Source organism: Sphingomonas sanguinis NBRC 13937 (genome assembly GCF_001591005.1).
Taxonomy (GTDB): domain Bacteria; phylum Pseudomonadota; class Alphaproteobacteria; order Sphingomonadales; family Sphingomonadaceae; genus Sphingomonas; species Sphingomonas sanguinis.
Genome location: NZ_BCTY01000004.1, coordinates 144,120 through 165,091, shown reverse-complemented (window position 1 = coordinate 165,091; position 20,972 = coordinate 144,120). Strand labels below are relative to the sequence as shown.

The window sequence follows — 20,972 nt, the reverse complement described above, 5'->3', positions numbered from 1 at the left end:
GGGGGGGGGGGCAAAGCCGCAAGGGACAGTCTCGGTGAGACTCCTCCCCTCCCCCATCCCCTCCCGCCTGCGGGAGGGGTGCGGCTAGACGCTAGTTCTGGCTTTTATCAAAACCCCTTCTTCAGCGTCACGAACCACTGGCGGGGGGCACCGGCGAGCAGCGTCTGGTTGTCGCCGCTGGCGGTGAAGCCGTTGGTGCCGATGGTCGAGATATAGCTCTTATCGGTCAGGTTGGTCACGCTGCCCTCGATCGAGAAGCCGCCCCATTCCTGCGGGAACCGGTAACCGATGCTGGCGTCGACCAGGACACGGCCCGCGACCGACTGGTCGTTCAGATAGGTGAAGTAGCGCTTCGACATATAGTCCGCGCCGACGCGGCCGAAGAAGCGGCTGTCGTCATAGACCAGCTCGCCCTTGACCATGTTCTGCGGCGTGTCGACGACATAGCGCCCCTTCTCGGCCAGCAAATTGCCCGACCCGTCACGTACCGTCTGCTGATAGGTGGCATGGTTGTAGGAATAGCTGGCCAGCGCCGAGAAGGCGGGGGTCAGGCGATAGAAGGCCGAAACCTCCGCGCCATAGCTTTCCACGCCACCGACATTGTTCAGCGTCGGCGGAATGCCCTGGATCGCGGTGCCGATCGAATAGGTCAGCAGGCGGTCGGAAAAGTCGATATAGTAACCCGCCGCCGACAGTTGCAGCCCGCCGGTACGATAGCGGACACCGCCTTCGGCCGTCTTGGACTTTTCTGGGCGCACGGTGCCCGATACCGCGTTGAACGCCGCCTGACTGATCGAGAAGGGCGGCGCGGTCGCGGCGGCGATGAAGGCGCGCATATTCTCGGTATAGCTGGCGAACAGCTCGGCCTGGTTGCCCAGGTGCAGCACTGCGCCGATCTGCGGCAGGAACCAGTCCTCGCTCTTGATCTTGCCGCGCGCCAACGTACCCGCCAGCGTGTTGGCCTGGTTGCGCACGCGCACGCCCTTCCAGCCGCCGTTCAGCGTCAGCTGGCCGATATCGAGCGTGTCGCCGATCGAATATTGCAGCGTCTCGGTATCGTATTTGCCGTTCCACACGGTCGCCATCGGATTGCTCTGGAAGTCCAGCGCATTGCGGTTCGGCGTCGCGGTGTCGGTCATGCCATAGAGGCGACGCGCCTGGTGCAGCGTGTTGCTTTCATACCAGCCGGTCAGCGCCAGCGTGTTGGCACCCGTCTTCAGCGCCAGCTTGGCGATGGTCCCTGCCCGGGCCAGGCTGTATTCGGTCGTGCGGAACGACAGCGGCGCCGGGTTGGTGATCGGCGTACCGTCGGCATTGGGCGCGCCCGCTACCGTCGGGGTATAGGGCGTGATCCACGACCCCTGGCCCTTGTTATGATGATAATAGCTGGTCGAGGTCAGCGACAGCGCGTCGGTCAGCTTGGCGGCGAAGGTGATCCCGCCCAGATAGTCGCGGCGCAGACCGGCGGCATCATAATAGCCGTCGTCCAGCGTGATCCCGCTCGGCAGGCCGACCTGCACGCCCGCATAAGGCGCGGTGAAGCCGGTCAGCGAACCGTTGTTCTTGGCGGCATAAGCCGCCGCCGCTGCACCGTTGGTCGCCTGCTTGGCATAGAGGATCGCAAGCGGATAATCGTTTGAGATATTGTCGTTATAAAGCCCGCGACGCTTGATGATATCGAGGCTGAGGTCCTGATAGTCGTTCTCGCGGCGATCCGAGAAGTTGAAGAAGCCGGTGATCGAGCCGCGATCGCCGAAATCCTTGACGATCTTGGCATTGGCCTGATGCTGACGCTGGCTGCCATAACCCTTCCACTTGTCGGTGGTCAGATAGGCATAGCTCAGATAGCCCTTCAGGCCGCCGCCCAGGTCGCCGCTGTCGGCGCGGACGAAGCCACGGATGGTGTTGTTGCTGCCATAGGTGCCCGAGGCGGCCAGCGCGGCGGTGTCGGACGGCGCCCGGCTGGTGAACTCGATGGTGCCGCCCAGATTGCTGGTCGATGCGGTGCCCAGCGCGCCCGCACCCTGCGCCACGCTGGTCGAGGCGATGTTCTCGGAGATGATCGCACGGCTGATGTGCAGGCCGTTGGTCGGGCCATAGCTCATGTCGCCCAGCGGCACGCCGTCGAGCGTGAAGCCCAGGCGGTTCTGGTCGAAGCCGCGCAGCGAGATCTTGGTCGACCATTCATAAGCGCCGAACGGATCGGCCGACTGGAAATTGACGCCCGGCAGCTTGGAGATCGCCTTCAGCGGCGAGGTGCCCGGGGTCAGGCGCTCCAGGTCGGCGGCGTTGACGGTCTGGATCTGACGGCTCTGGCCAAAGCCGAGCACGACCACGTCGCCCGAGGCACCGGCCTGGTCGTCGGTCGCGGCGGGGGTGGCCGTATCAGCCGCGACAGGATCGGCCGCGCTGGTGACGGCAGCCTGGGCAGGCAGGGTCTGCGCCGACACCGCGGGCGCGATCAAAGCGATCGGCGCGACCGTACCCAGCAACTTTATGATCTTCATTTGGCCCCCAATGGCTCTTTCACGGATGAGGCGGGCGCATGGGACCGGGGCGTGACATGTCCGCGACAGCGCGGTGACTGGATTGTGACGGAGGCGGAATGTGCTTTCCGGGTCACGCCCGAACGCACTCTCCTATGGGGGTACGAAAAAGGGCCGGGCAATCCGTGTTGCCCGGCCCCTGCCTTATGCTCTGTCGGCGAGGATCAGCGCGCGATACCGCCCGCTGCCAGGACCGCCAGCGTGACCAGATCGCCCGCGGTCGAGGTCATCGGCGCGATCTGGACCGGCTTTTCCATGCCGATCAACATCGGGCCGATCATGCTGTCGCCACCCAGTTCGCGCAGCAGCTTGGCGGAGATATTGGCCGACTGGAGCCCTGGCATGATGAGGACGTTCGCCGGACCCGACAGGCGCGAGAAGGGGAAGTTCGCCATCTGCTTGGGGTTGAGCGCGACGTCGGGAGCCATGTCGCCTTCATACTCGAACCCGACCTGCCGCTTGTCGAGCGCGGCCACGCCGTCGCGGACATTGTCGATCCACTGCCCTTCCGGGTTGCCGAAGGTCGAGTAGGATAGGAACGCCACGCGCGGCTCATGCCCCATGCGGCGCGCGACGGCGGCAGTGCGCTCGGCGATGTCGGCCAGTTCCTCGCCCGAGGGACGCTCGTTGACCGTGGTGTCGGCGATGAAGACGGTGTGGCTCTGCCCAACGAGCAGGTGGATGCCGAACGGCACCTTGCCGTCGACCGGATCGATGACCCGGCGGATCTCGCGGAAGCTCTGCGCATAGGTGCGGGTGATGCCGGTGATCATCGCGTCGGCCTGGCCCAGCTGGAGCATGACCGAGCCGAAGATGTTGCGATCCTGATTGATCATCCGCTCGGCGTCGCGACGCAGATAACCGCGGCGCTGGAGACGCTCGTAGAGGAAGTCGACCATCTGCGGCACCATCTCCGAGGTGCGGCTGTTATGGACCTCATATTCCTTGGGATTGGTGACGCCCAGCGCCTTCAGGCGATCGTACACGTCGTCGCGGCCGACCAGCACCGGCGTGCCGTAGCCGCCTTCCTTGAAGGCGATGGCGGCGCGCAGCACCACTTCCTCTTCGCCCTCGGCGAACAGCACGCGTTTCGGATGCGCCCGGGCGCCTTCATAAGCCAGCGTCAGGACCGAGGTGGTCGGGTTGAGGCGTGCGCGCAGCTTCTGGCGATAGGCGTCCATGTCCAGGATCGGCCGCGTCGCCACGCCCGAGTCCATCGCCGCCTTCGCCACCGCAGAGGGGACCAGTTCCATCAGGCGCGGATCGAACGGCGCGGGGATGATATATTCGGGACCGAAGCTGTGCTGCGTGCCGTACGCCAGTGCCACTTCCTCGGGCACGCGCTGGCGCGCCAGTTCGGCGATGGCGTTGGCGGCGGCGATCTTCATCTCGTCATTGATGCCGGTCGCCCGCACGTCGAGCGCGCCGCGGAAGATGAAGGGGAAGCCGATGACGTTGTTGACCTGGTTCGGATAGTCCGAACGCCCGGTCGCGACGATCGCGTCGGGGCGCGCCGCCTTGGCCAGCTCGGGGCGGATTTCCGGTTCCGGGTTGGCCATCGCGAAGATGATCGGCGAAGGCGCCATGTCCTTGACCATCTCGGGCTTCAGTGCACCCGCCGCCGAAAGCCCCAGGAACACGTCCGCGCCATGCAGCGCCTCGGTCAAGGTGCGACGGTCGGTGGCGGCGGCATGCGCCGACTGCCACTGGTTGATGTCGTCGCGGCCCTGATAGATCACGCCGGTGCGGTCGCACATGATGACGTTATCGTGGCGCACGCCCATCGCCTTCATCAGCTCGGTACAGGCGATCGCCGCCGCGCCCGCGCCGTTGACGACGACCTTGATCTCGTCCAGCCGCCGGTTGGTCAGCAGACAGGCATTGATGAGGCCAGCGGCGCAGATGATCGCGGTGCCGTGCTGGTCGTCATGGAAGACCGGGATGTTCATCCGCTCGCGCAGCGTCTGCTCGATGATGAAGCATTCGGGGGCCTTGATGTCTTCCAGGTTGATGCCGCCGAAGCTCGGCTCCATCAGCTCGATCGCGTCGATGATCCGGTCGACATCCTCGGTCTTCAGCTCGATATCGATCGAGTCGACATCGGCGAAACGCTTGAAGAGCACCGCCTTGCCCTCCATCACCGGCTTGGACGCCAGCGCACCCAGATTGCCGAGGCCCAGGATCGCGGTGCCGTTGGAGATGACCGCGACCAGATTGCCCTTGGCCGTATAGTCGTACGCGGTGGCGGGGTCTTCGGCGATGGCCAGCACGGGCACCGCGACGCCAGGCGAATAGGCCAGCGCCAGGTCGCGCTGCGTCGCCATCGGCTTGGACGCGATGATCTCGATCTTGCCGGGCCGTCCCTCGGAATGGAACAGCAGGGCCTCGCGCTCGGAGAACTGGTCGGTGGGTTCGTCGGACATGCGCGCGGCCTTCGATGCTGTGGATACAAGGACGCTACGGCTCTTGAAGCTTTCGGGCACGGCTGACAACCCTGTCACGCGGGAGTTTTGCCGCCCTAGGCAAGGCAAGCCATCAGCCTTATAAGTTGATCTATGGAGCATGAGCCCGGCATTTTCGAGCAGCGTGACGAGGCGGCGGAACTGGCCGCCGACGAACGCGCGCGAGCCGATTTCAAGGCGGGCCGTTTCGTGAACCACGCAAAGATGGCCGAATGGCTGAAGACCTGGGGCACCCCCGATCGCAAGCCCCTGCCCCCCGAATGGCTGAAATAAGCTGGTCGATTCAGGCTTCGCTCCAACTCGCCGCGATCGTCGATTATATAGAGCAGTTTGATCCCGATGCCGCTCGGCGCTTGGGTGAAAGGCTGATCGACGTCGCCGAATCCCTGCGGCAATTCCCGGATCGCGGCAGGCCCATTTCTCATGGCCGCCGCGAGATGGTGACGGTTCGCCCCTATATCCTGCGCTACGAACATCTCGGCGACACCGTCCTGATCCTCGGCATCCGCCACGCCGCCCAACTTTCCGACGATTGAAGAAGCATCATGACCACCCCCACCCCGATGATGGCGCAATATCTGACGCTGAAGGCCGAGGCCGAGGATTGCCTGCTCTTCTACCGGATGGGCGATTTCTTCGAGCTGTTCTTCGACGATGCGCGCATCGCCTCGGGCGTGCTCGACATCGCGCTGACCTCGCGCGGGGAGCATGGCGGCGAGAAGATTCCGATGTGCGGCGTGCCGGTCCATGCCGCGACCGCCTATCTGCAACGCCTGATCAAGGCCGGGCACCGCGTCGCCATCGCCGAGCAGACCGAGACGCCCGCCGAGGCCAAGGCGCGAGGCGGCTCCAAGGCGCTGGTCGCGCGCGGAATCGTGCGGGTTGTCACCGCAGGCACGCTGACCGAAGAGGCGCTGCTCGACGCCAAGTGCGACAATTGGTGCGTCGCGATCGGTGAAGCAGGTGGTGCGGTGGCGCTGGCCGCCGCCGACATCTCCACCGGGCGGTTCGTCGTGATCGATGTGAAGCCGGATGCGCTGGGGGCCGAACTCGCCCGCCTCGCCGCCGCCGAAGTGGTCGCGGCCGAGAACGCGGCTCATGCCGAGGCCGCTACGACGTTGCGTCCCTCGGCCACCTTCGACAGCGGCAGCGGCGAGGATCGACTGAAGCGGCTCTATGGCGTCGCCACGCTGGACGGGTTCGGCCAGTTCAGCCGCGCCGGGCTGTCGGCGGCGGGCGGGCTGGTCGCCTATCTCGATCATACCGCCAAGGGGGCCCTGCCCTTCCTGCGTCCGCCGGTGCTGTCCCAGGCGGCAGGTGCCATGGCGATCGACGCGGCGACGCGCGAGAGCCTGGAGCTGACCCAGACCGCGAACGGCCAGCGCAAGGGCTCGCTGCTCGATGCGGTCGACCGGACGGTGACGGGCGCGGGTGCGCGGGCATTGGCAGGGGATATCGGCGCGCCGCTGATGGACCGGGATGCGATCGAGGCGCGGCTCGATCTGGTGCAGCATTTCCACGACGATGCCGCGCTTCGCGAGCGTTTGCGTGCAGCCTTGCGGGCGCTGCCCGATATCGGTCGCGCTATCGGCCGGATCGCAGCGGGACGGGGTTCTCCGCGCGATCTGGGGCAATTGCGCGACGGCCTCGACGGAGCCTGGGCGCTATCCGAGCAACTAACGGACGGCCCTCCCCTGCTGCGCGAGACGACACCCCGTTTGCGCGGCCATGGCGAACTGATCGACCTGCTCCGCCGCGCGCTCGTCCCCTCGCCGCCGATCGAGGCGAGCGAGGGCGGCTATATCGCGGCGGGCTATGACGTGGCGCTCGACGATCTGCGCGATGCGGGTGCGGGCGGACGCCGCGCCATCGCCGCGCTTGAGGCGGAATTCCGCCAGAAGACCGGCATTGCCGCGCTGAAGATCCGTCACAACGGCGTGCTCGGCTATCATGTCGAAGTCCCTGCGCGTTCGGCCGATGCGCTCATGAAGCCGGAGTCGGGCTTTACCCATCGCCAGACGCTGGCGGGCGTGGTCCGCTTCAACACGCCCGAACTGCATGAGGTCGCCAGCAAGGTCGCGCAGGCGGGCGCCCATGCGCTGGCCGCCGAGGCCGCGCATCTCGAGGAACTGACCGCCGCCGCGCTCGCCTCGCGCGAAGCGATTGCCGCGACGGCCGACGCGCTCGCCCGGCTGGACGTCGCGAGCGGCCTTGCGGAACGTGCGGTGGAGGGCGGCTGGGTCCGGCCCGAACTGGTCGACCATGCCTGTTTCGACGTGACGGGCGGGCGGCATCCGGTGGTCGAGGCGGCGGTGGCGCGTTCGGGCGAGCGGTTCGTCGCCAATGACTGTTCGCTGTCGGAAGCCTCACGGCTTTGGCTCGTCACCGGCCCGAACATGGGCGGCAAGTCGACCTTCCTGCGACAGAACGCGCTGATCGCGGTGCTGGCGCAGGCCGGGTCCTATGTGCCCGCCACCCATGCGAAGATCGGGCTGGTCGACCGGCTGTTCAGCCGGGTCGGCGCGTCGGACAATCTGGCGCGGGGCCGCTCGACCTTCATGGTCGAGATGGTCGAGACCGCCGCCATCCTGGCGCAGGCCACCCCGCGCAGCTTCGTCATCCTCGACGAGGTCGGGCGCGGCACCTCCACCTATGACGGCTTGGCGATCGCCTGGGCGGTGGTGGAGGCGATCCATGAGGATAATCGCTGTCGCTGCCTGTTCGCGACCCACTATCACGAACTGACCCGGCTGGCCGAACGCTGCGAGGCGCTGTCGCTCCACCATGTCCGCGCGCGGGAGTGGAAGGGCGAACTGGTGCTGCTGCACGAGGTCAGCGAGGGTCCGGCGGATCGCTCCTATGGCCTGGCGGTGGCGCGCCTCGCCGGGATGCCGCCGACGACGGTGGCGCGCGCCAAGGCGGTGCTCGCCAAGCTGGAAGCCGGTCGCGCCAAGACCGGCGGGCTGGCGGCGGGGCTGGACGACCTGCCGCTCTTTGCCGCCGCGGCGCAGATCGAGGAAGAACAGTGCGATGCGATTCGGGCGGAGGTCGAGAAGCTCGACGTCGACGCCCTGTCGCCACGCGAGGCGCTGGATGCGCTGTACAAGCTGAAGGCATTGGCGCGGGAGGGCTAAGCCCCTCTCCGTACCCCGGCGGAGGCCGGGGCCCAGTTTCGGTGAACGATCGAAGGCGCCGGACAGCTTGCCTCCCCCGCGCCGGATCGCGCGCCATCAACTGGGTGGAGCCTGGGCCCCGGCCTTCGCCGGGGTCGAAGAAAGGGGCAGGCACCCACACCCCAGCGCCCGCCACCGAGGTAATCGGCGCACTTCGATTTCGCTCGGCACGAACGGAGCGTGGGGTGGCTAGAGAAGCGCTCAGCACTCTCATTAAAATTTGGGAAAGTGGGGAGCTTCTGTTGCCCGGTGCTCCCCGTACCGCTGGATTCCCCTTCTGTTGCCCGGTGGGGTCCGACCGCGCTATTTTGGTGTAATGTCAGGCCGTGAGGCCCTCAATTACGCCGCAATCGCGAGTGCTTCGTTATCGTTGGCACTTGTGAGTATGGGCCGTTGCGGTGGTCCCATTCCGAACGAAAACAGCGCTTTTCAACACACGTCGATCCTGGTTCGGCCCCGTCAGAAACGGTGTCCAAGTACACCACCTTTTATGGTGGAGCCGCCGGGTACTGCCCCCGGGTCCGCTGCGTCTATTACTCGCCGCAGTTTATCGTCATAGCCGGGTAAAACCCGGCATGGATGGATATAGGTATCCCGGCGGGTTTACGCAAATGCCTTTCGCTCGCCCCAATTTGGGTCCATGGAAGCCCGCATGTTGACCCAGCGGTCCCGTTATGCGCTGCGCGCGATGCTGTTCCTGGCGGAGATGCCTGCCGATGGTCCGCCGACCTCGATGACGCGCATCGCGACCGAGGCGAATGTCCCGCGCAAGTTCCTGGAGCTGATCCTCGCCGATCTGAAGGGCGCGCAGCTGCTCGACAGCCAGCGCGGCAAGATGGGCGGATATCGCCTGGCGCGCCCTGCGCACCTGATCTCGCTGGGCGATATCATCCGCACCATTGAAGGGCCGCTGGCGCTGGTGCCGTGCGTCAGCCGGACGGCTTACCGCCCCTGCAACGACTGCAAGAGCGAGGCCGACTGCGCCATCCGCCACGCGATGATGCGCGTGCGCGACGAGACGGCACGGATCCTTGATGGGACCAGCCTGGCCGACGCCACCGCCAAGAAGCTGGCGGCGGCGTAACCCTGTCCACCAACCGCGCCACCCCGGCGAAAGCCGGGGTCCAGTTGGGCTGAAGTGACGACGGCGGGACAAGCTTGCCTCCCACGCCACGTCGTGGCGCACCACAATCTTGATGGCACCTGGGCCCCGGCCTTCGCCGGGGAACACCGGTCTTGTGGTCGATTGGCTTAGGAACGCCGCGCGCGCAGTTCGTCGCGGATTTCGCGAAGCAGCGCGACATCGGCGGGTTCGGCCTTGGGCTCGGCGGCGGCGACCGCCTTGTCCTTCTCGAACATCGCGGTGGCGCGGTTTACGGTGCGGATCAGCAGGAAGATGATGAAGGCGACGATGACGAAGTTCACCGCCTGCGTCACGAACGCACCATAGCCGAGCAGCGGCACGCCCGCCTTCTTGAGCGCGGCATAGTCGGTCAGCGAACCCGCATAATTGGCGGGGATTGGCCCCATGCGCAGGAAATAGCTGGAGAAATCCAGCCCGCCAAAGACCTTGCCGATGACCGGCATCAGCACATCGTCGGTCAGCGATGTCACGATCTTGCTGAACGCCGCGCCGATGATGACCGCCACCGCCAGATCGAGGACATTGCCCCGCGCGATGAAGGCCCGAAATTCCTTGAGCATCGCCCACTCCCTCAAATCGATGAAGTTCAACGCTATCGTCGCTTTTGCCCTTCGCCAAGGGACAGCCGCGTCTTATATAGCCGATACAGTTGATGGAGGATTTGTCGAATGCGTCGTTCCGCCCTTGCCCTGACCCCGGTCGTGATGGCCGTCGCCCTGTCGGGCTGCGGCATGAACAGCGTGCCGACGGCGGAGGAAAACGCCAAGGCGAAATGGGCCGATGTCCAGGCCGCCTATCAGCGTCGCGCCAACCTGATCCCCAATCTGGAAGCGACGGTGAAGGGCGCCGCCGCGTCGGAAAAGTCGATCCTGACCGAGGTGGTCAACGCCCGCGCCAAGGCGACGTCGGTCCAGGTGACCGGTGCCGACCTGTCCGACCCCGCCAAGATGCAGCAGTTCGCGCAGGCGCAGGGCCAGCTCAGCGGGTCGCTGGGCCGGTTGCTCGCCAATGTCGAGGCCTATCCGAACCTGAAGAGCCAGGACAATTTCCAGACCTTCATGAGCCAGCTGGAGGGCACCGAGAACCGTATCAACATCGCCATCGGTGATTATAACAAGGCGGTGGAGGCGTATAACGTTCGCATCCGTACCTTCCCCGACGCGATCGGCGCCAAGGTCTTTTACGGTGCCAAGCCGATGACGCCCTATCAGGCGACCACCCCGGGGGCCGAGAACGCGCCCAAGGTGAACTTCGGTAGCTGATCCTACCCCGATGACCCGGTTCACCCGGCTGCTCCGCCCGGTTCTCGGGCTCTGGCTGATTCTCTGCGCCGTCCCCGTGATGGCGCAGACCTTCCCCAAGTTCGACGGGCTGGTGGTCGACGCCGCGAACAAGCTCGACCCCGCCACCAAGGCACAGCTCGAGGCGAAGCTGGAGTCCCTGCAAAAGGATACCGGCCGCCAACTGGTGGTCGCGACCATCCCCGACCTGCAAAACTATCCGATCGAGGATTATGGCTATCGGCTGGGTCGCGCCTGGGGTGTCGGGCTGAAGGACGCCGACAATGGCGCGATCCTGTTCGTCGCCCCCAATGAGGGCAAGGGCCAGCGCGGGCCTCGGCTGGAGGTCGGGCGTGGTCTGGAGCCGATCCTGACCGACGCCTGGTCGTCGCAGATGATCCGCACACTGATGCTGCCCCGCCTGCGCGAATCGGGGGATATTTCGGGTGCGATGAACGCCGGTGCGGATGCCGTGATCGCCCAACTGCGCGCCTCGCCGGAGGAGGCCAAGGCGAAGGTCGCCGACGCGGCCAAACAGTTCGATCGTCAGCATCAGCGTGGCGGCGGTGATGCCAATGGCTTTCCGATCTTCATCATATTGATCGTGTTCATTGGCGCGTTCGTCGTTCTCGCCATCGTCCGCCGCAAACAGGGCCAGCGTTTCCACGACGATGACGACGACGATCGTGGCGGCGGTGGCGGACGACGCGGCGGCGGCTGGCCGATCATCCTCTGGGGTCCAGGCTGGGGCAGCGGCGGCGGATCAGGCGGCGGCTGGAGCTCGGGCGGCGGATCGTCGGGGGGCGGCAGCGACGGATCGTGGTTCGGCGGCGGCTTTACCGGCGGCGGCGGCGGCGATTTCGGGGGCGGCGGCGCCTCGGGGGATTGGTGAGATGTTGAGCGAAACCGATAGCGATCTGGTCACCGCCGCCGTCGCGCGTGCCGAGGCCGGCACGGATGCCGAGATCGTCACCATCGTCGCGCCCCGCTCGGACGAGTATCGCGATGTCGCGCTCTGCTATGCGGCGGCGGCGATGCTGCTGGTGCCGCTGTTCGCGGCGCTCTTTCCCGAACTGGGGTTGAAGCTGCTGGCGCTGGTGCATGACGGCTGGAGCGCGCCGGGCGAGGACCTGATCCTGGGCGTGCTGATGATCGCGCAGGTTGTGGTGTGCGCGATCGTGGTGACGGTGCTGGGCTCTACCCGACGCCGGATGGCGCTCGTCCCCAAGAGTATTCGGCACGCCCGCGTCCGGGAACGCGCGGTGCTGCTGTTCCGCGTCGCAGCCGAGCGGCGCACCGACAGTCGTTACGGCGTGCTGCTCTACCTCTCGGAGGACGAGCATATGGCCGAGATCGTCGCCGACTCCGGCCTGACCGGCAAGGTCGGCCCCGAAACCTGGGGCCGCGCCATGGCGGTGATGCTGCCCCATGTCGCCAAGGGCCATGTCGGCGAAGGGTTGAGCGCGGCGGTCGAGCGCATCGGGCTTGTGCTGGCGACACATTTCCCCAAGACGGCGGCCGACACCAACGAACTGCCGGACAGACCGATCTCGCTATGACCGATCCCCGTATGGACGCCCCCCTCGAAACCCTGGCCGAGGGGCGGTTCCTCACGCTCCGCAAGCGCGGCACCTGGGAATATGCCGACCGCCCGCGCGACATCCGCGCCGCCGTCATCCTGGCGATCGAGGACGGGCATATCCTGCTGGTCGAGCAGTTCCGCATCCCGCTGGGCGTGACCTGCCTGGAAATGCCCGCCGGTCTGATCGGTGACGAGACCGAGGGCGAAGCGGTGCTGGACGGCGCCGCGCGCGAGCTGGAGGAGGAAACCGGCTATCGCCCCGCCCGGATCGAGGCGCTGGGGGAATTCTGTTCCTCGCCGGGCATGACGTCGGAGCGTTTCACTTTGGTCCGGGCCACCGGGCTGGTGAAGGTCGGCGAAGGCGGTGGCGATTCGGACGAGCAGATCGTCGTGCACCGGGTGAAGCTGTCCGAGGTTTCCGCCTTCATCGCCGAACGCCGCACGGCGGGCGTGGCGGTCGATGCCAAGCTGCTCTTGCTGCTGGGTGGCGGCATACTGGGCTTTTGAGTTCACGCGAAGCCGCGAGGACGCGAAGACGATTTATCGCGCGGAGGCGCGGAGGCGCGGAGATGTCGTATTCGCGGCAGCGAAATATCTCTTCAACCGGCCGTTTGTCATGCGCGCCCGATGCTACCAGACACGCCGCCTCTGCGCGAACCAACCCTCTCAAGCGCTGCGCGCGAAAGAAAAAGCGCCCCGGCCGTGACCGGAGCGCTCGAACATCAGCGAAAGTTATCGGCGTAGCTTTGCAGCTTCAGCGTCTTTTGCGGCGTCGGCACGACGTGATGGTCGAGCCCTTCGCGCTGGCAATAGGCGATCGCCTCTTCCAGCGTCGCGAAGGTCAGGCGGACCTGTTCTTGCGTGTCGCCGCTGCCGGCCCAGCCGGTCAGGGGATCGGGCTTTTTCGCCTCGGTCGGTTCGAATTCGAGTTGCCAGCGATCGGTCCGGTACTTGCCGGATTGCATCGCGTTCTTGGGGCGCTGGAAGATGCGAGCAGTGGCCATAATCCAAGTCCCTTATCGCGAACCGGCGGCTCTTGCATCCGCCTTTTTCGTGCGCAGTGTCGCCGACGCCGCCGCAGGGTCGTCGGGCCAAGGATGGCGGGGATAGCGGCCGCGCATTTCCTTGGCCACCGCGCTCCAGCTTCCCGCCCAGAAACCGGGCAGGTCACGCGTCGTCTGGATCGGCCGCCCGGCGGGCGAGGTCAGGCTGAGGACCAAGGGCACGCGCTCCGTCCCGATCACCGGATGCTCCGCAAGGCCGAACAGCGCCTGCACGCGAAGCTCGACGCGCGGACCACCTTCGGCTGCATAATCAATGGCATGGCTACTGCCCGCCGGGCTGGTGAAGTGCGACGGCGCCATCGAATCGATCCGCCGCTGATCGTTCCAGTCGACCAGATTACGGATCGCCTCGGTCAGCGCGCCCGGCGCCAGCGCGTCCAGCCGCCGCTTGCCCGCGACCAATGCAGGCAGCCAGCCGTCCAGCCGTTCGAGCAGCGTCTCATCGTCCAGCGCTACCCCGGCATAGGCCGCCCGCGCCCGGTAAGCCCCCACCCCTTCGCTCCAGGGCAGCAGCGACAGGCCATGCGTCCGCACCCCCTCGACCAGCGCCGCGGCAATGGCGTCGGGGGATGCGCCCGAATCGGGGCCGCTCGACAAGCGAAGCCCGCCCAGCCGCCGTTCGCGCAACGCCTCAACGCCGCCGGTCGCAGGGTTGAAGGTAACGGTGCGCCGCGTCTCGATCCGGTCGGCGAACAGCGCCTCGACGGTGGCGAGGTCGAGCGGGGCGGCCGACAGGATGCGCGCGCCCGAGGCCGCGCCTTGTGTCTCGCCCACCGCCAGCCATTCCGAACTCGCCAGCCCCGAGGCGGGATCGAGCCGGAAGCCCCTGCCCCCGACGCTCGCCCAATTCTCGCCCGTGCCGTCACGCCGCCGCGCCACCCGGTCGGGATAGGCGAGTGCCAGGCACACACCCGCCGCATGGTCCCATGCCTCCTGCTCGACCAGTTTCGGGGCGAGGCCGGTCCAGCGTTTCGCCATCGCCCGCGCCGCCTCCGCCTTGGGGCCACGCTCGTTCCGCCAGCGGCGCAGGCGCTGTTCGACATCGACATCCTGCCCGCCGATCCCGCGCTCACCGAGCAGCACCGCCACCTCGGCGGCGGTCGACGCCAGCCCGCGCTCGCCGCTGCGGATCAGCATATGCGCGAGGCGCGGCGGCATCGGCAGTTTCGCGATCGCCTTACCATGTGCGGTCGGGCGGCCTGTCTCATCCAGCGCCTCCAGCACGGTGAGGCGGGCGCGGGCTTCGTTGACGGCCGCCTCGGGCGGCGGGTCGAGCCAGGGCAGCGCACGTGGGTCGCTGACGCCCCAAAGCGCGGTGCCGAGCAGCAGCGCCGACAGGTCCGCCTCCAGGATTTCGGGCGGGTCGAAACGTGGCAGGCCCGCCGTCGCGGCTTCCTCCCAAAGCCGATAGGCCACGCCCGGCGACTGGCGCGCGGCGCGGCCCGCGCGCTGGACGACGGCGGCTTGGCTGGCGCGTTCGGTGACGAGGCGAGTCATCCCCGCCGCGCGGTCGTAGCGGGGGCGGCGGGCCAGCCCCGAATCGACGACGATCCGCACGCCATCCAGCGTCAGGCTGGTCTCCGCGATCGAGGTAGCCAGCACGATTCGCCGCCGCCCCCCCGGGTCGCGTCGGATTGCCGCGCGCTGCGCCGCCGGGTCGAGCGAGCCGTGGAGTTCGTGGATTGCGATGGCGGAGGGCAGATTCGCCAGCCGCTCGGCAGTGCGCGCGATCTCGGCGGTGCCGGGCAGAAAGGCGAGGATATCGCCCTCCGCTTCTTCGCTAAACGCGCGGCGGATGGCGGCGGCGACCGAATCCTCGATTCGCGCCTCCGCCGCCCGGCCGAGATGGCGCAGTGTCAGCGGATAGCTCCGCCCCTCGCTTTCGATCACGGACGCATCGCCCATCAGGCTGGAGAAGCGGCGACCGTCGAGCGTCGCGGACATCGCCACCAGCCGCAGGTCGGGCCGCAACCCGGCTTGGGCATCCAGCGCCAGCGCCAGGCCGAAATCGCCATCGAGGCTGCGTTCATGGACTTCATCGAACAGGACCGCCGACACGCCCGCCAGTTCGGGATCGGCCTGGATACGTGCGACGAAGATGCCTTCGGTGACGACGGTCACGCGGGTCGCAGCGCTGACCTTCGTGTCCATGCGGGTGGCATAGCCGAAGGTGCGGCCGACCGGCTCCTCGGCAAGTGCGGCCATGCGCTCGGCCGCGGCGCGCGCGGCGAGGCGGCGGGGGGACAGGAGCAGGACTTCGCCGGTGCACCAGGGCTGGTCGAGTAGGGCGGGCGCGACAGCGGTGGTCTTGCCCGCGCCGGGAGGCGCGACAAGGACGGCATTGGGGGCGTCGGCAAGCGCGGCCAGCAGATCGGGCAGGACGGCGGTGACGGGCAGGGTCATGGGGTGGCGATAGGAGGTTTGGCGGGCGGGGTGAAGGACTTCCCCCGTTTCCCACTCACCAGTTCCCCGGCGAAAGCCGGGGCCCAGGTCCCACCAAGCTGGTGGCGCGCCACGCGAGGCGGGGGAGGCTAACCCCCTGCGCCTTCGATCGTTCACCGCAACTGGGCCCCGGCCTTCGCCGGGGTCAAACCTGTATTTGGTTCAGTAAGCCCGCGCGACGGCGAATTCGACGGCCTCGATCATCGCGCTCTTCGCCGGGCCATCGGCAAAGCCGCGCAGCGCTTCGATCGCCAGCCCACCATAATGCCGCGCGCGGGCCATGGTGTCGTCGACCGCCCGGCTCTTGCGGACCAGCGCGATGGCATGGGCGAAGTCCTCGTCCGACGTCCGACGTCCCTCGACCGCGTCCTTCCAGAAGGCGCGCTCTTCGTCGTTCGCCCGCGCATAGGCCAGGATCACCGGCAGGGTCATCTTGCCCTCGCGGAAGTCGTCGCCCGCGTCCTTGCCCATGGTCCCTGCGTCCGACACATAGTCGATCGCATCGTCGATCAGCTGGAACGCGATGCCCAGATTCCGGCCATAGGCCTCCAACGCCAGTTCCTCCGCCTCGGGCCGGTCGGCGATGACGGCGGCGATGCGACAGGCGGCCGCGAACAAAGCGGCGGTCTTGGCGTCGATGATCGAGAGATAGCGTTCCTCGGCCAGCCCAACCTGTCGCACCGCGGTCAGCTGGTTCACCTCGCCCTCGGCGATCACAGCGGACGCGCCCGACAAGATGTTCAGCACCTTCAGGCTGCCCGCATCGACCATCAACTGGAAGGACCGGCTGAACAGGAAGTCGCCGACCAGCACGCTGGCGGGATTGCCCCAGATGATGTTGGCGGTCCGACGTCCGCGCCGCAGGTCGGAGCCGTCGACGACATCGTCGTGCAGCAGCGTGGCGGTGTGGATGAACTCGACCGCCGCCGCCAGGACGTGATGGCTGGTGCCCTGATAGCCCAGCAGCTGTGCGCTCGCGAGCGTCAGCATCGGGCGCATCCGCTTGCCGCCGCCTGCGATCAGGTGGCCCGCCAGTTGCGGGATCAGCGGGATTTCGGACGCCATGCGGTCGATGATGACCTGGTTCACGGCGTTCATGTCGTCGGCCACCAGCCGGATCATCGGGTCCAGCGAGGGCGCGGGCTTGGCGAGGCGGGTGGCGGTTACGGTCATGGGCAGGTAAGAGCCTCTGGCGACAACGCTTGCCGAACGCAAGCCTAAGCGCGAAAGGGCCCGCGTGAATTTGCCGTGGGACGCGGCTGCGCCAGAGGGAGACGTATCGATGTCCGACACCGTGCTGACCGGCTATCGCCAGTCGATCGACAATATCGACGCCGCGCTGGTCTTCATGCTGGCCGAGCGGTTCAAGATCACCCAGGCGGTCGGACGCTACAAGGCAGAGAATGAACTGCCCCCCGCCGATCCCGGCCGCGAGGAGTCGCAAATCGCCCGGTTGCGCCAGTTGGCGAGCGATGCGCAGCTGGACCCCGAATTTTCCGAAAAATTCCTGCGCTTCATCATCGACGAAGTGATCCGCCACCACGAAGGCTTTCGCGGCTAATGGCATTCCTGCTGGCGATCGAGGGCGCGGACGGCGCAGGCAAGGCGACCGCGACGGCGGCCGTTACCGAGCGGCTGAACGCCGCCGGGCTGTCGGCGGCCGCCTTGTCCTTTCCGCGCTATGCCGAGACGGTCGGCGGCTGGGCGCTGGGCGAGTATCTGGCGGGCCGCCTGCCCCATGCTGCCGCGCCCGAGACGGCGGCGACGCTCTATGCGCTCGACCGATTCGAATCGCGCCCGCACCTGATCGAACTGGCCGAAGCGCACGACGTGATCGTGTTCGACCGCTATATCGCGTCGAACATGGCCTATCAGGCGGCGCAGGTCCCGGCGGACCAGGCGCCTGCATTGCTGCAATGGATCGAGCAGCTGGAGACGGTGCAGTTCCGCCTGCCCGCCCCGCATCTGTCGGTCTATCTCGATACGCCGCTCGACGTCGCGCGCGAGCTAATCGCCCGCAAGCGCAAGCGCAGTTACACCGACGACACCTATGACGCCTATGAGGCGGACCTGGGGCTCCAGGCGCGGGTGCGCGCCAATTACGCCGCGATGGCGGACGGGGCGATGCTGGGCGAGTGGGCGACGGTGTCGACCGTGGCGGGCGGCGCCTTACGCGATCCGGCGGCGATTGCGGACGAGATCACGGCGCTGGCGACGGAACGCTTGCGCTAGCTGTTTCCCGACGACTTACTGTTCCCCGGCGAAGGCCGGGGTCCAGTTTCTATGCACTATCGAAGTGCGCGAGGCATTGGCCTCCCACGCAACGTTTCGACGCGCCACCGGCTTGGAAGGAACTGGGCCCCGGCCTTCGCCGGGGAACGGATTTATTCAATTCCGGAACTTCGCCACTCGATCGGACGGCGGATGAGATGATTGATCTCACGCGAAGCCGCGATGCCGCGAAGAGAGAAGATTTGGTTCGCGCAGAGGCGCGGAGGACGCGGAGCTGTCGTGCTCGCGGCTCTTGCAGCCCGTCCCCCTCAAGCGATCGAAGAAAGAGAACTGCGCACGGCCGCGCGCGATACTTCTCCGCGTCCTCCGCGCCTCCGCGCGAGATAAAACTCTTAGCGGCTTGGCGGCTTCGCATGAACCAAAATCCCGGCCCCGCCCCTCAATTCGACGCGCGGATCGTCCCCGCCAGCGGCGCGAAGCGGGCGACCTGTTGGCCGACCAGGCGCAACTGCCCCTCGACCGCCGGGTCGCTGATCCGCCCTTCGTCATCGAACCGCGTCTGCTGCGTGTTCACTGCCGCCGCAAAGGGCGTCGGCCAGCCACGCAGCGCATGGACGATCGAACGCAGCGCCGCGATCGTCGAGCCGGTCGCCTGCCAGCCATAGGCGGTGGCGATCAGCCCCACGGGCAGGTCGGCGAAATAGGGCCGCTCGTCCTTTGCCGTTTCCTCCAGCAGGTCGAGCGCGTTCTTCACCAGGCCCGAGATGCTGCCATGATAGCCCGGACTCGCGATGATGATCGCCGAGGCCTGTCGCACCGTGTCCACGAACACCTGCTCCGCCTCGGTCCGTGTCGCCGTGCGCGGATTGTAGAGCGGCAGGCGCGCCAGATCCTCGCCGCCGAAGACATGGGTGCGGAACCCCTCGTCCGCGGCGGCCGTCATCGCGGTCCGAAGCGCGCGCTCGGTCGAGGAGACGCTGCCGATCGTGCCGCCGATACCGACGACGAGCGGGGAGGAGTTATGGGCCATGTCCCGCCTTTCACCCCGGACGGCACGGCGGGGCAAGCGCTAAGTTCTGGGACAGGGCTTCCCATTGCGGCGCCCGACCTCTCGCCCTATCCAACATGACAGGGAGATGACGGATGCGTGAAATGGTTCTGGGGGTTGCCATGCTGCTGGCCTGTCCGGTCGCGGCGCAGGAGGTGCGTCAGAGCGCCCCGCCGCCCGGCATCGCGCCTGGCTCCCCGACAGGCTGGATCATCACCCTGGGTGCCGCGCCGGTCCTCGGCCCCGCCTGGCAGGGATCGCGGGAGATGGCGCTGTCGATCTTTCCCGACCTGCGCGTGAATTATGGCGATACGCTCTTCGCCTCGGTGCCCGATGGGATCGGGTGGAACGCGGTCAACCGCGACGGCTGGCGCGCAGGGCCACTGGCAAAAATCCGCTTCGGCCGGAACGAGCGTAATGGCGGCTCCCCCTTCCTGATCGCAGGGGGCAGCGACGCCCTGGCGGGCATGGGCAATATCAAGGCGGCGGGCGAGATCGGCGGCTTTGTCGAAAAGTCGTTCGGCCCGCGCCGCGCCTGGCGCACACGCGCCGAAGTACGACAAGGTTTCGGCGGCCATGACGGCGTGGTCGCGGACCTGTCGGCGACGTACCGCACCCGGATCGGACGCGCGATCGTCAGCGCGGGGCCACGCATGACGGTGGCCAGCGTACCGTTCATGCGGACCTATTTCGGCATCTCGCCGGCCCAGTCGACACGCACCGGCCTGGCCCCCTATCGCGCGGCGGGGGGCGTGCTGTCCTATGGCCTGGGCGGCAACGTCATCCGCCCGCTGAACCGGCGCAGCGCCCTCACCCTCTTCACCAGCTTGGAGCGGCTGGGCGGTCCTGCCGCCGATTCGCCGCTGATCCGCGAGCGCGGCCAGCGGATGCAGGCGACTCTGGGCCTGGGCTACGGGGTCCGCTTCGGGCTCTGAGCCGGGACGGCGGGCGGCGAGGCGCTGACCGGGCCGAGCCAGAAGACGCCGTCATAATCCGGATCGGGCTGCTGCCCCGGCAGGCTGCCCAGCGCGATGAACGGCGCGCGATCCAGATCGGCATCCTTACCCAACGGATGCGCCGCGCATTCCACGTCCGCAGCGGTGATCGGCACATGCGGCTTGGGCACCACCCCCGGCTTCAGCTCACAGGTCCATGACGTGCCGCCCGCCGACTTCATGTTCAACGCGATCACAGGAACCGATCGTGCCAGTCGCATGGCCATCGGATCGAAGGGGGTGCGGGTATAGGTGACCGGCCGCTTGCGGGCATGGGTATTGCCCGTCAGCACCAGCACATGGTCGTAAGGCTGGCACGCCGCCGCGATGCGAATATTCTCGGCCTGCGCCGCGTCGTGCGGCCCCTGCCCGGGCAGTTGCGCGAATTGCCGCGCTTGCGCTTCGTCCTTGGCACCGTTGAAGGCGACGATGTCGATCCTGCGTCCCATCCGCGCCTCGTGATGCAGCCCGACCAGCATCGCCAGCATCGACTCGCTGCCGACCCCGTCATCACGCTCCGCCCAGCCAGCCTTGGTCAGAGCAGGCACGAACGCGGCGTCCGGCATCGCCCAGGCCTTTTGAAAGTCGTCGTCATTGATGGCGTCATGCTCGACCGCGACCAGGACACGCTCGCCCTTGGCAGCCAACGCGCAGGCCAGATTGCCAACGAAAGCCGGTGCCTCGCGCGTCCCGTGCATCTCGCCGAACACCACGACCTTTGCGCCTTGGGCCGCAACCTGATCCCAGCCCGGCGGCACCTGGCATGGAATAGTCCCGGGCGTCATCGGTGCATGCGCGGCCTGTCCCGGACTCCATGCCGCCAATGCGACCCCCAGCCCCAACATCATGGCAGCCTTACGCATCATGCCCTCCCCGGTCGATCTGGGACGAGTGTGCCACGACGGCGATGCGGCACAAGCCGCCATCCGCCTTTGCCGACGTCCTGTTTTTCAGGACTGGTACACCCCGCCCACCGAGCTAGAAGAGACGACAAGAGCATAATC

The 20,972-nt window shown here is 67.2% G+C and carries 19 protein-coding genes and 1 other RNA gene; 11 read left to right on the top strand and 9 right to left on the bottom strand.

The genetic code is table 11. The features are described from left to right. Positions 1–107: 107 nt before the first annotated feature. Both SSA01S_RS04170 and SSA01S_RS04165 read right to left on the bottom strand, forming a co-directional pair. On the bottom strand, positions 108–2,507 hold the full coding sequence (locus SSA01S_RS04170) for a TonB-dependent receptor (protein ID WP_061779342.1): 2,400 nt from the start codon (positions 2,505–2,507) through the stop codon (positions 108–110). Between the two features lie 203 nt (positions 2,508–2,710). Beyond that, positions 2,711–4,969, bottom strand: a complete 2,259-nt coding sequence (locus tag SSA01S_RS04165; protein WP_061779341.1) for an NADP-dependent malic enzyme — start codon at positions 4,967–4,969, stop codon at positions 2,711–2,713. 132 nt (positions 4,970–5,101) lie between these two features. Here SSA01S_RS04165 and SSA01S_RS04160 point away from each other — a divergent pair, with 132 nt between their 5' ends. The 3 genes from SSA01S_RS04160 to mutS are packed head-to-tail and all read left to right on the top strand — an operon-like array spanning position 5,102 to position 8,142. After that, positions 5,102–5,281 (top strand): hypothetical protein, encoded by a 180-nt coding sequence (locus tag SSA01S_RS04160; RefSeq protein ID WP_061779340.1) that lies wholly within the window; start codon positions 5,102–5,104, stop codon positions 5,279–5,281. Continuing rightward, a complete protein-coding gene (locus SSA01S_RS04155; RefSeq protein WP_240955031.1) occupies positions 5,221–5,544 on the top strand; it encodes a type II toxin-antitoxin system RelE/ParE family toxin in 324 nt (107 codons plus the stop codon). Before SSA01S_RS04160 ends, SSA01S_RS04155 begins: the two co-directional genes overlap by 61 nt. Positions 5,545–5,571: 27 nt before the next feature. Then, positions 5,572–8,142, top strand: coding sequence for a DNA mismatch repair protein MutS (gene mutS / locus SSA01S_RS04150; protein WP_061779361.1), 2,571 nt, complete (start codon positions 5,572–5,574; stop codon positions 8,140–8,142). Between the two features lie 304 nt (positions 8,143–8,446). Here mutS and ssrA read toward each other — a convergent pair. Then, positions 8,447–8,796, bottom strand: a transfer-messenger RNA (tmRNA) gene (gene ssrA / locus SSA01S_RS04145). A gap of 37 nt (positions 8,797–8,833) precedes the next feature. On the opposite strand from ssrA, the gene SSA01S_RS04140 reads away from it, so the two are divergent. Next, positions 8,834–9,265 (top strand): RrF2 family transcriptional regulator, encoded by a 432-nt coding sequence (locus SSA01S_RS04140; protein WP_058715459.1) that lies wholly within the window; start codon positions 8,834–8,836, stop codon positions 9,263–9,265. Between the two features lie 167 nt (positions 9,266–9,432). Here the strand turns inward: SSA01S_RS04140 and mscL are convergent, their stop codons facing one another. Next, positions 9,433–9,885 (bottom strand): large conductance mechanosensitive channel protein MscL, encoded by a 453-nt coding sequence (gene mscL / locus SSA01S_RS04135; protein WP_061779338.1) that lies wholly within the window; start codon positions 9,883–9,885, stop codon positions 9,433–9,435. A 108-nt stretch (positions 9,886–9,993) separates the two neighbouring features. Here mscL and SSA01S_RS04130 point away from each other — a divergent pair, with 108 nt between their 5' ends. From SSA01S_RS04130 to SSA01S_RS04115, 4 genes are read left to right on the top strand one after another with little or no spacing between them, the layout of a single operon-like run. Next, positions 9,994–10,587 carry a LemA family protein gene (locus tag SSA01S_RS04130; protein ID WP_058715461.1) on the top strand — a complete coding sequence of 198 codons (594 nt, stop codon included), beginning with the start codon at positions 9,994–9,996 and terminating at the stop codon, positions 10,585–10,587. Between the two features lie 10 nt (positions 10,588–10,597). After that, positions 10,598–11,497, top strand: a complete 900-nt coding sequence (locus tag SSA01S_RS04125) for a TPM domain-containing protein (RefSeq protein ID WP_082794915.1) — start codon at positions 10,598–10,600, stop codon at positions 11,495–11,497. Between the two features lies 1 nt (position 11,498). After that, positions 11,499–12,164, top strand: coding sequence for a TPM domain-containing protein (locus SSA01S_RS04120; protein WP_061779337.1), 666 nt, complete (start codon positions 11,499–11,501; stop codon positions 12,162–12,164). Continuing rightward, on the top strand, positions 12,161–12,694 hold the full coding sequence (locus tag SSA01S_RS04115) for an NUDIX hydrolase (protein WP_082794914.1): 534 nt from the start codon (positions 12,161–12,163) through the stop codon (positions 12,692–12,694). Before SSA01S_RS04120 ends, SSA01S_RS04115 begins: the two co-directional genes overlap by 4 nt. A 215-nt stretch (positions 12,695–12,909) precedes the next feature. Here SSA01S_RS04115 and SSA01S_RS04110 read toward each other — a convergent pair whose 3' ends face one another. The 3 genes from SSA01S_RS04110 to SSA01S_RS04100 form a co-directional block, all read right to left on the bottom strand. Beyond that, on the bottom strand, positions 12,910–13,191 hold the full coding sequence (locus tag SSA01S_RS04110) for an ETC complex I subunit (protein WP_042491340.1): 282 nt from the start codon (positions 13,189–13,191) through the stop codon (positions 12,910–12,912). 12 nt (positions 13,192–13,203) lie between these two features. Then, on the bottom strand, positions 13,204–15,654 hold the full coding sequence (hrpB, locus tag SSA01S_RS04105; protein ID WP_061779336.1) for an ATP-dependent helicase HrpB: 2,451 nt from the start codon (positions 15,652–15,654) through the stop codon (positions 13,204–13,206). Between the two features lie 201 nt (positions 15,655–15,855). Next, positions 15,856–16,866: a polyprenyl synthetase family protein gene (locus SSA01S_RS04100; protein WP_061779335.1), complete on the bottom strand. Its 1,011-nt coding sequence runs from the start codon at positions 16,864–16,866 to the stop codon at positions 15,856–15,858. 109 nt (positions 16,867–16,975) lie between these two features. Between SSA01S_RS04100 and SSA01S_RS04095 the strand changes: the two genes are divergently transcribed. Both SSA01S_RS04095 and SSA01S_RS04090 read left to right on the top strand, forming a co-directional pair. After that, a complete protein-coding gene (locus tag SSA01S_RS04095; protein ID WP_042491330.1) occupies positions 16,976–17,254 on the top strand; it encodes a chorismate mutase in 279 nt (92 codons plus the stop codon). Then, positions 17,254–17,925: a nucleoside/nucleotide kinase family protein gene (locus SSA01S_RS04090; RefSeq protein WP_061779334.1), complete on the top strand. Its 672-nt coding sequence runs from the start codon at positions 17,254–17,256 to the stop codon at positions 17,923–17,925. Before SSA01S_RS04095 ends, SSA01S_RS04090 begins: the two co-directional genes overlap by 1 nt. Positions 17,926–18,364: 439 nt before the next feature. On the opposite strand, the gene SSA01S_RS04085 is transcribed toward SSA01S_RS04090, so the two are convergent. Continuing rightward, positions 18,365–18,955 carry an NADPH-dependent FMN reductase gene (locus SSA01S_RS04085; protein WP_061779333.1) on the bottom strand — a complete coding sequence of 197 codons (591 nt, stop codon included), beginning with the start codon at positions 18,953–18,955 and terminating at the stop codon, positions 18,365–18,367. A gap of 113 nt (positions 18,956–19,068) precedes the next feature. Here SSA01S_RS04085 and SSA01S_RS04080 point away from each other — a divergent pair, with 113 nt between their 5' ends. Next, entirely contained in the window at positions 19,069–19,908 is an 840-nt protein-coding gene (locus SSA01S_RS04080) for a MipA/OmpV family protein (protein WP_061779332.1), read from the top strand. Here the strand turns inward: SSA01S_RS04080 and SSA01S_RS04075 are convergent. Further along, positions 19,884–20,834 carry a hypothetical protein gene (locus tag SSA01S_RS04075; RefSeq protein ID WP_156477658.1) on the bottom strand — a complete coding sequence of 317 codons (951 nt, stop codon included), beginning with the start codon at positions 20,832–20,834 and terminating at the stop codon, positions 19,884–19,886. The genes SSA01S_RS04080 and SSA01S_RS04075 overlap by 25 nt on opposite strands. Positions 20,835–20,972: the final 138 nt, after the last annotated feature.

Bases quoted from the DNA above. Each gene is read 5' to 3' on its own strand.
- SSA01S_RS04170 (WP_061779342.1), bottom strand. From the start codon at position 2,507: ATGAAGATCATAAAGTTGCTGGGTACGGTCGCGCCGATCGCTTTGATC.
- SSA01S_RS04165 (WP_061779341.1), bottom strand. From the start codon at position 4,969: ATGTCCGACGAACCCACCGACCAGTTCTCCGAGCGCGAGGCCCTGCTG.
- SSA01S_RS04160 (WP_061779340.1), top strand. From the start codon at position 5,102: ATGGAGCATGAGCCCGGCATTTTCGAGCAGCGTGACGAGGCGGCGGAA.
- SSA01S_RS04155 (WP_240955031.1), top strand. From the start codon at position 5,221: ATGGCTGAAGACCTGGGGCACCCCCGATCGCAAGCCCCTGCCCCCCGA.
- mutS (WP_061779361.1), top strand. From the start codon at position 5,572: ATGATGGCGCAATATCTGACGCTGAAGGCCGAGGCCGAGGATTGCCTG.
- SSA01S_RS04140 (WP_058715459.1), top strand. From the start codon at position 8,834: ATGTTGACCCAGCGGTCCCGTTATGCGCTGCGCGCGATGCTGTTCCTG.
- mscL (WP_061779338.1), bottom strand. From the start codon at position 9,885: ATGCTCAAGGAATTTCGGGCCTTCATCGCGCGGGGCAATGTCCTCGAT.
- SSA01S_RS04130 (WP_058715461.1), top strand. From the start codon at position 9,994: ATGCGTCGTTCCGCCCTTGCCCTGACCCCGGTCGTGATGGCCGTCGCC.
- SSA01S_RS04125 (WP_082794915.1), top strand. From the start codon at position 10,598: ATGACCCGGTTCACCCGGCTGCTCCGCCCGGTTCTCGGGCTCTGGCTG.
- SSA01S_RS04120 (WP_061779337.1), top strand. From the start codon at position 11,499: ATGTTGAGCGAAACCGATAGCGATCTGGTCACCGCCGCCGTCGCGCGT.
- SSA01S_RS04115 (WP_082794914.1), top strand. From the start codon at position 12,161: ATGACCGATCCCCGTATGGACGCCCCCCTCGAAACCCTGGCCGAGGGG.
- SSA01S_RS04110 (WP_042491340.1), bottom strand. From the start codon at position 13,191: ATGGCCACTGCTCGCATCTTCCAGCGCCCCAAGAACGCGATGCAATCC.
- hrpB (WP_061779336.1), bottom strand. From the start codon at position 15,654: ATGACCCTGCCCGTCACCGCCGTCCTGCCCGATCTGCTGGCCGCGCTT.
- SSA01S_RS04100 (WP_061779335.1), bottom strand. From the start codon at position 16,866: ATGACCGTAACCGCCACCCGCCTCGCCAAGCCCGCGCCCTCGCTGGAC.
- SSA01S_RS04095 (WP_042491330.1), top strand. From the start codon at position 16,976: ATGTCCGACACCGTGCTGACCGGCTATCGCCAGTCGATCGACAATATC.
- SSA01S_RS04090 (WP_061779334.1), top strand. From the start codon at position 17,254: ATGGCATTCCTGCTGGCGATCGAGGGCGCGGACGGCGCAGGCAAGGCG.
- SSA01S_RS04085 (WP_061779333.1), bottom strand. From the start codon at position 18,955: ATGGCCCATAACTCCTCCCCGCTCGTCGTCGGTATCGGCGGCACGATC.
- SSA01S_RS04080 (WP_061779332.1), top strand. From the start codon at position 19,069: ATGCGTGAAATGGTTCTGGGGGTTGCCATGCTGCTGGCCTGTCCGGTC.
- SSA01S_RS04075 (WP_156477658.1), bottom strand. From the start codon at position 20,834: ATGATGCGTAAGGCTGCCATGATGTTGGGGCTGGGGGTCGCATTGGCG.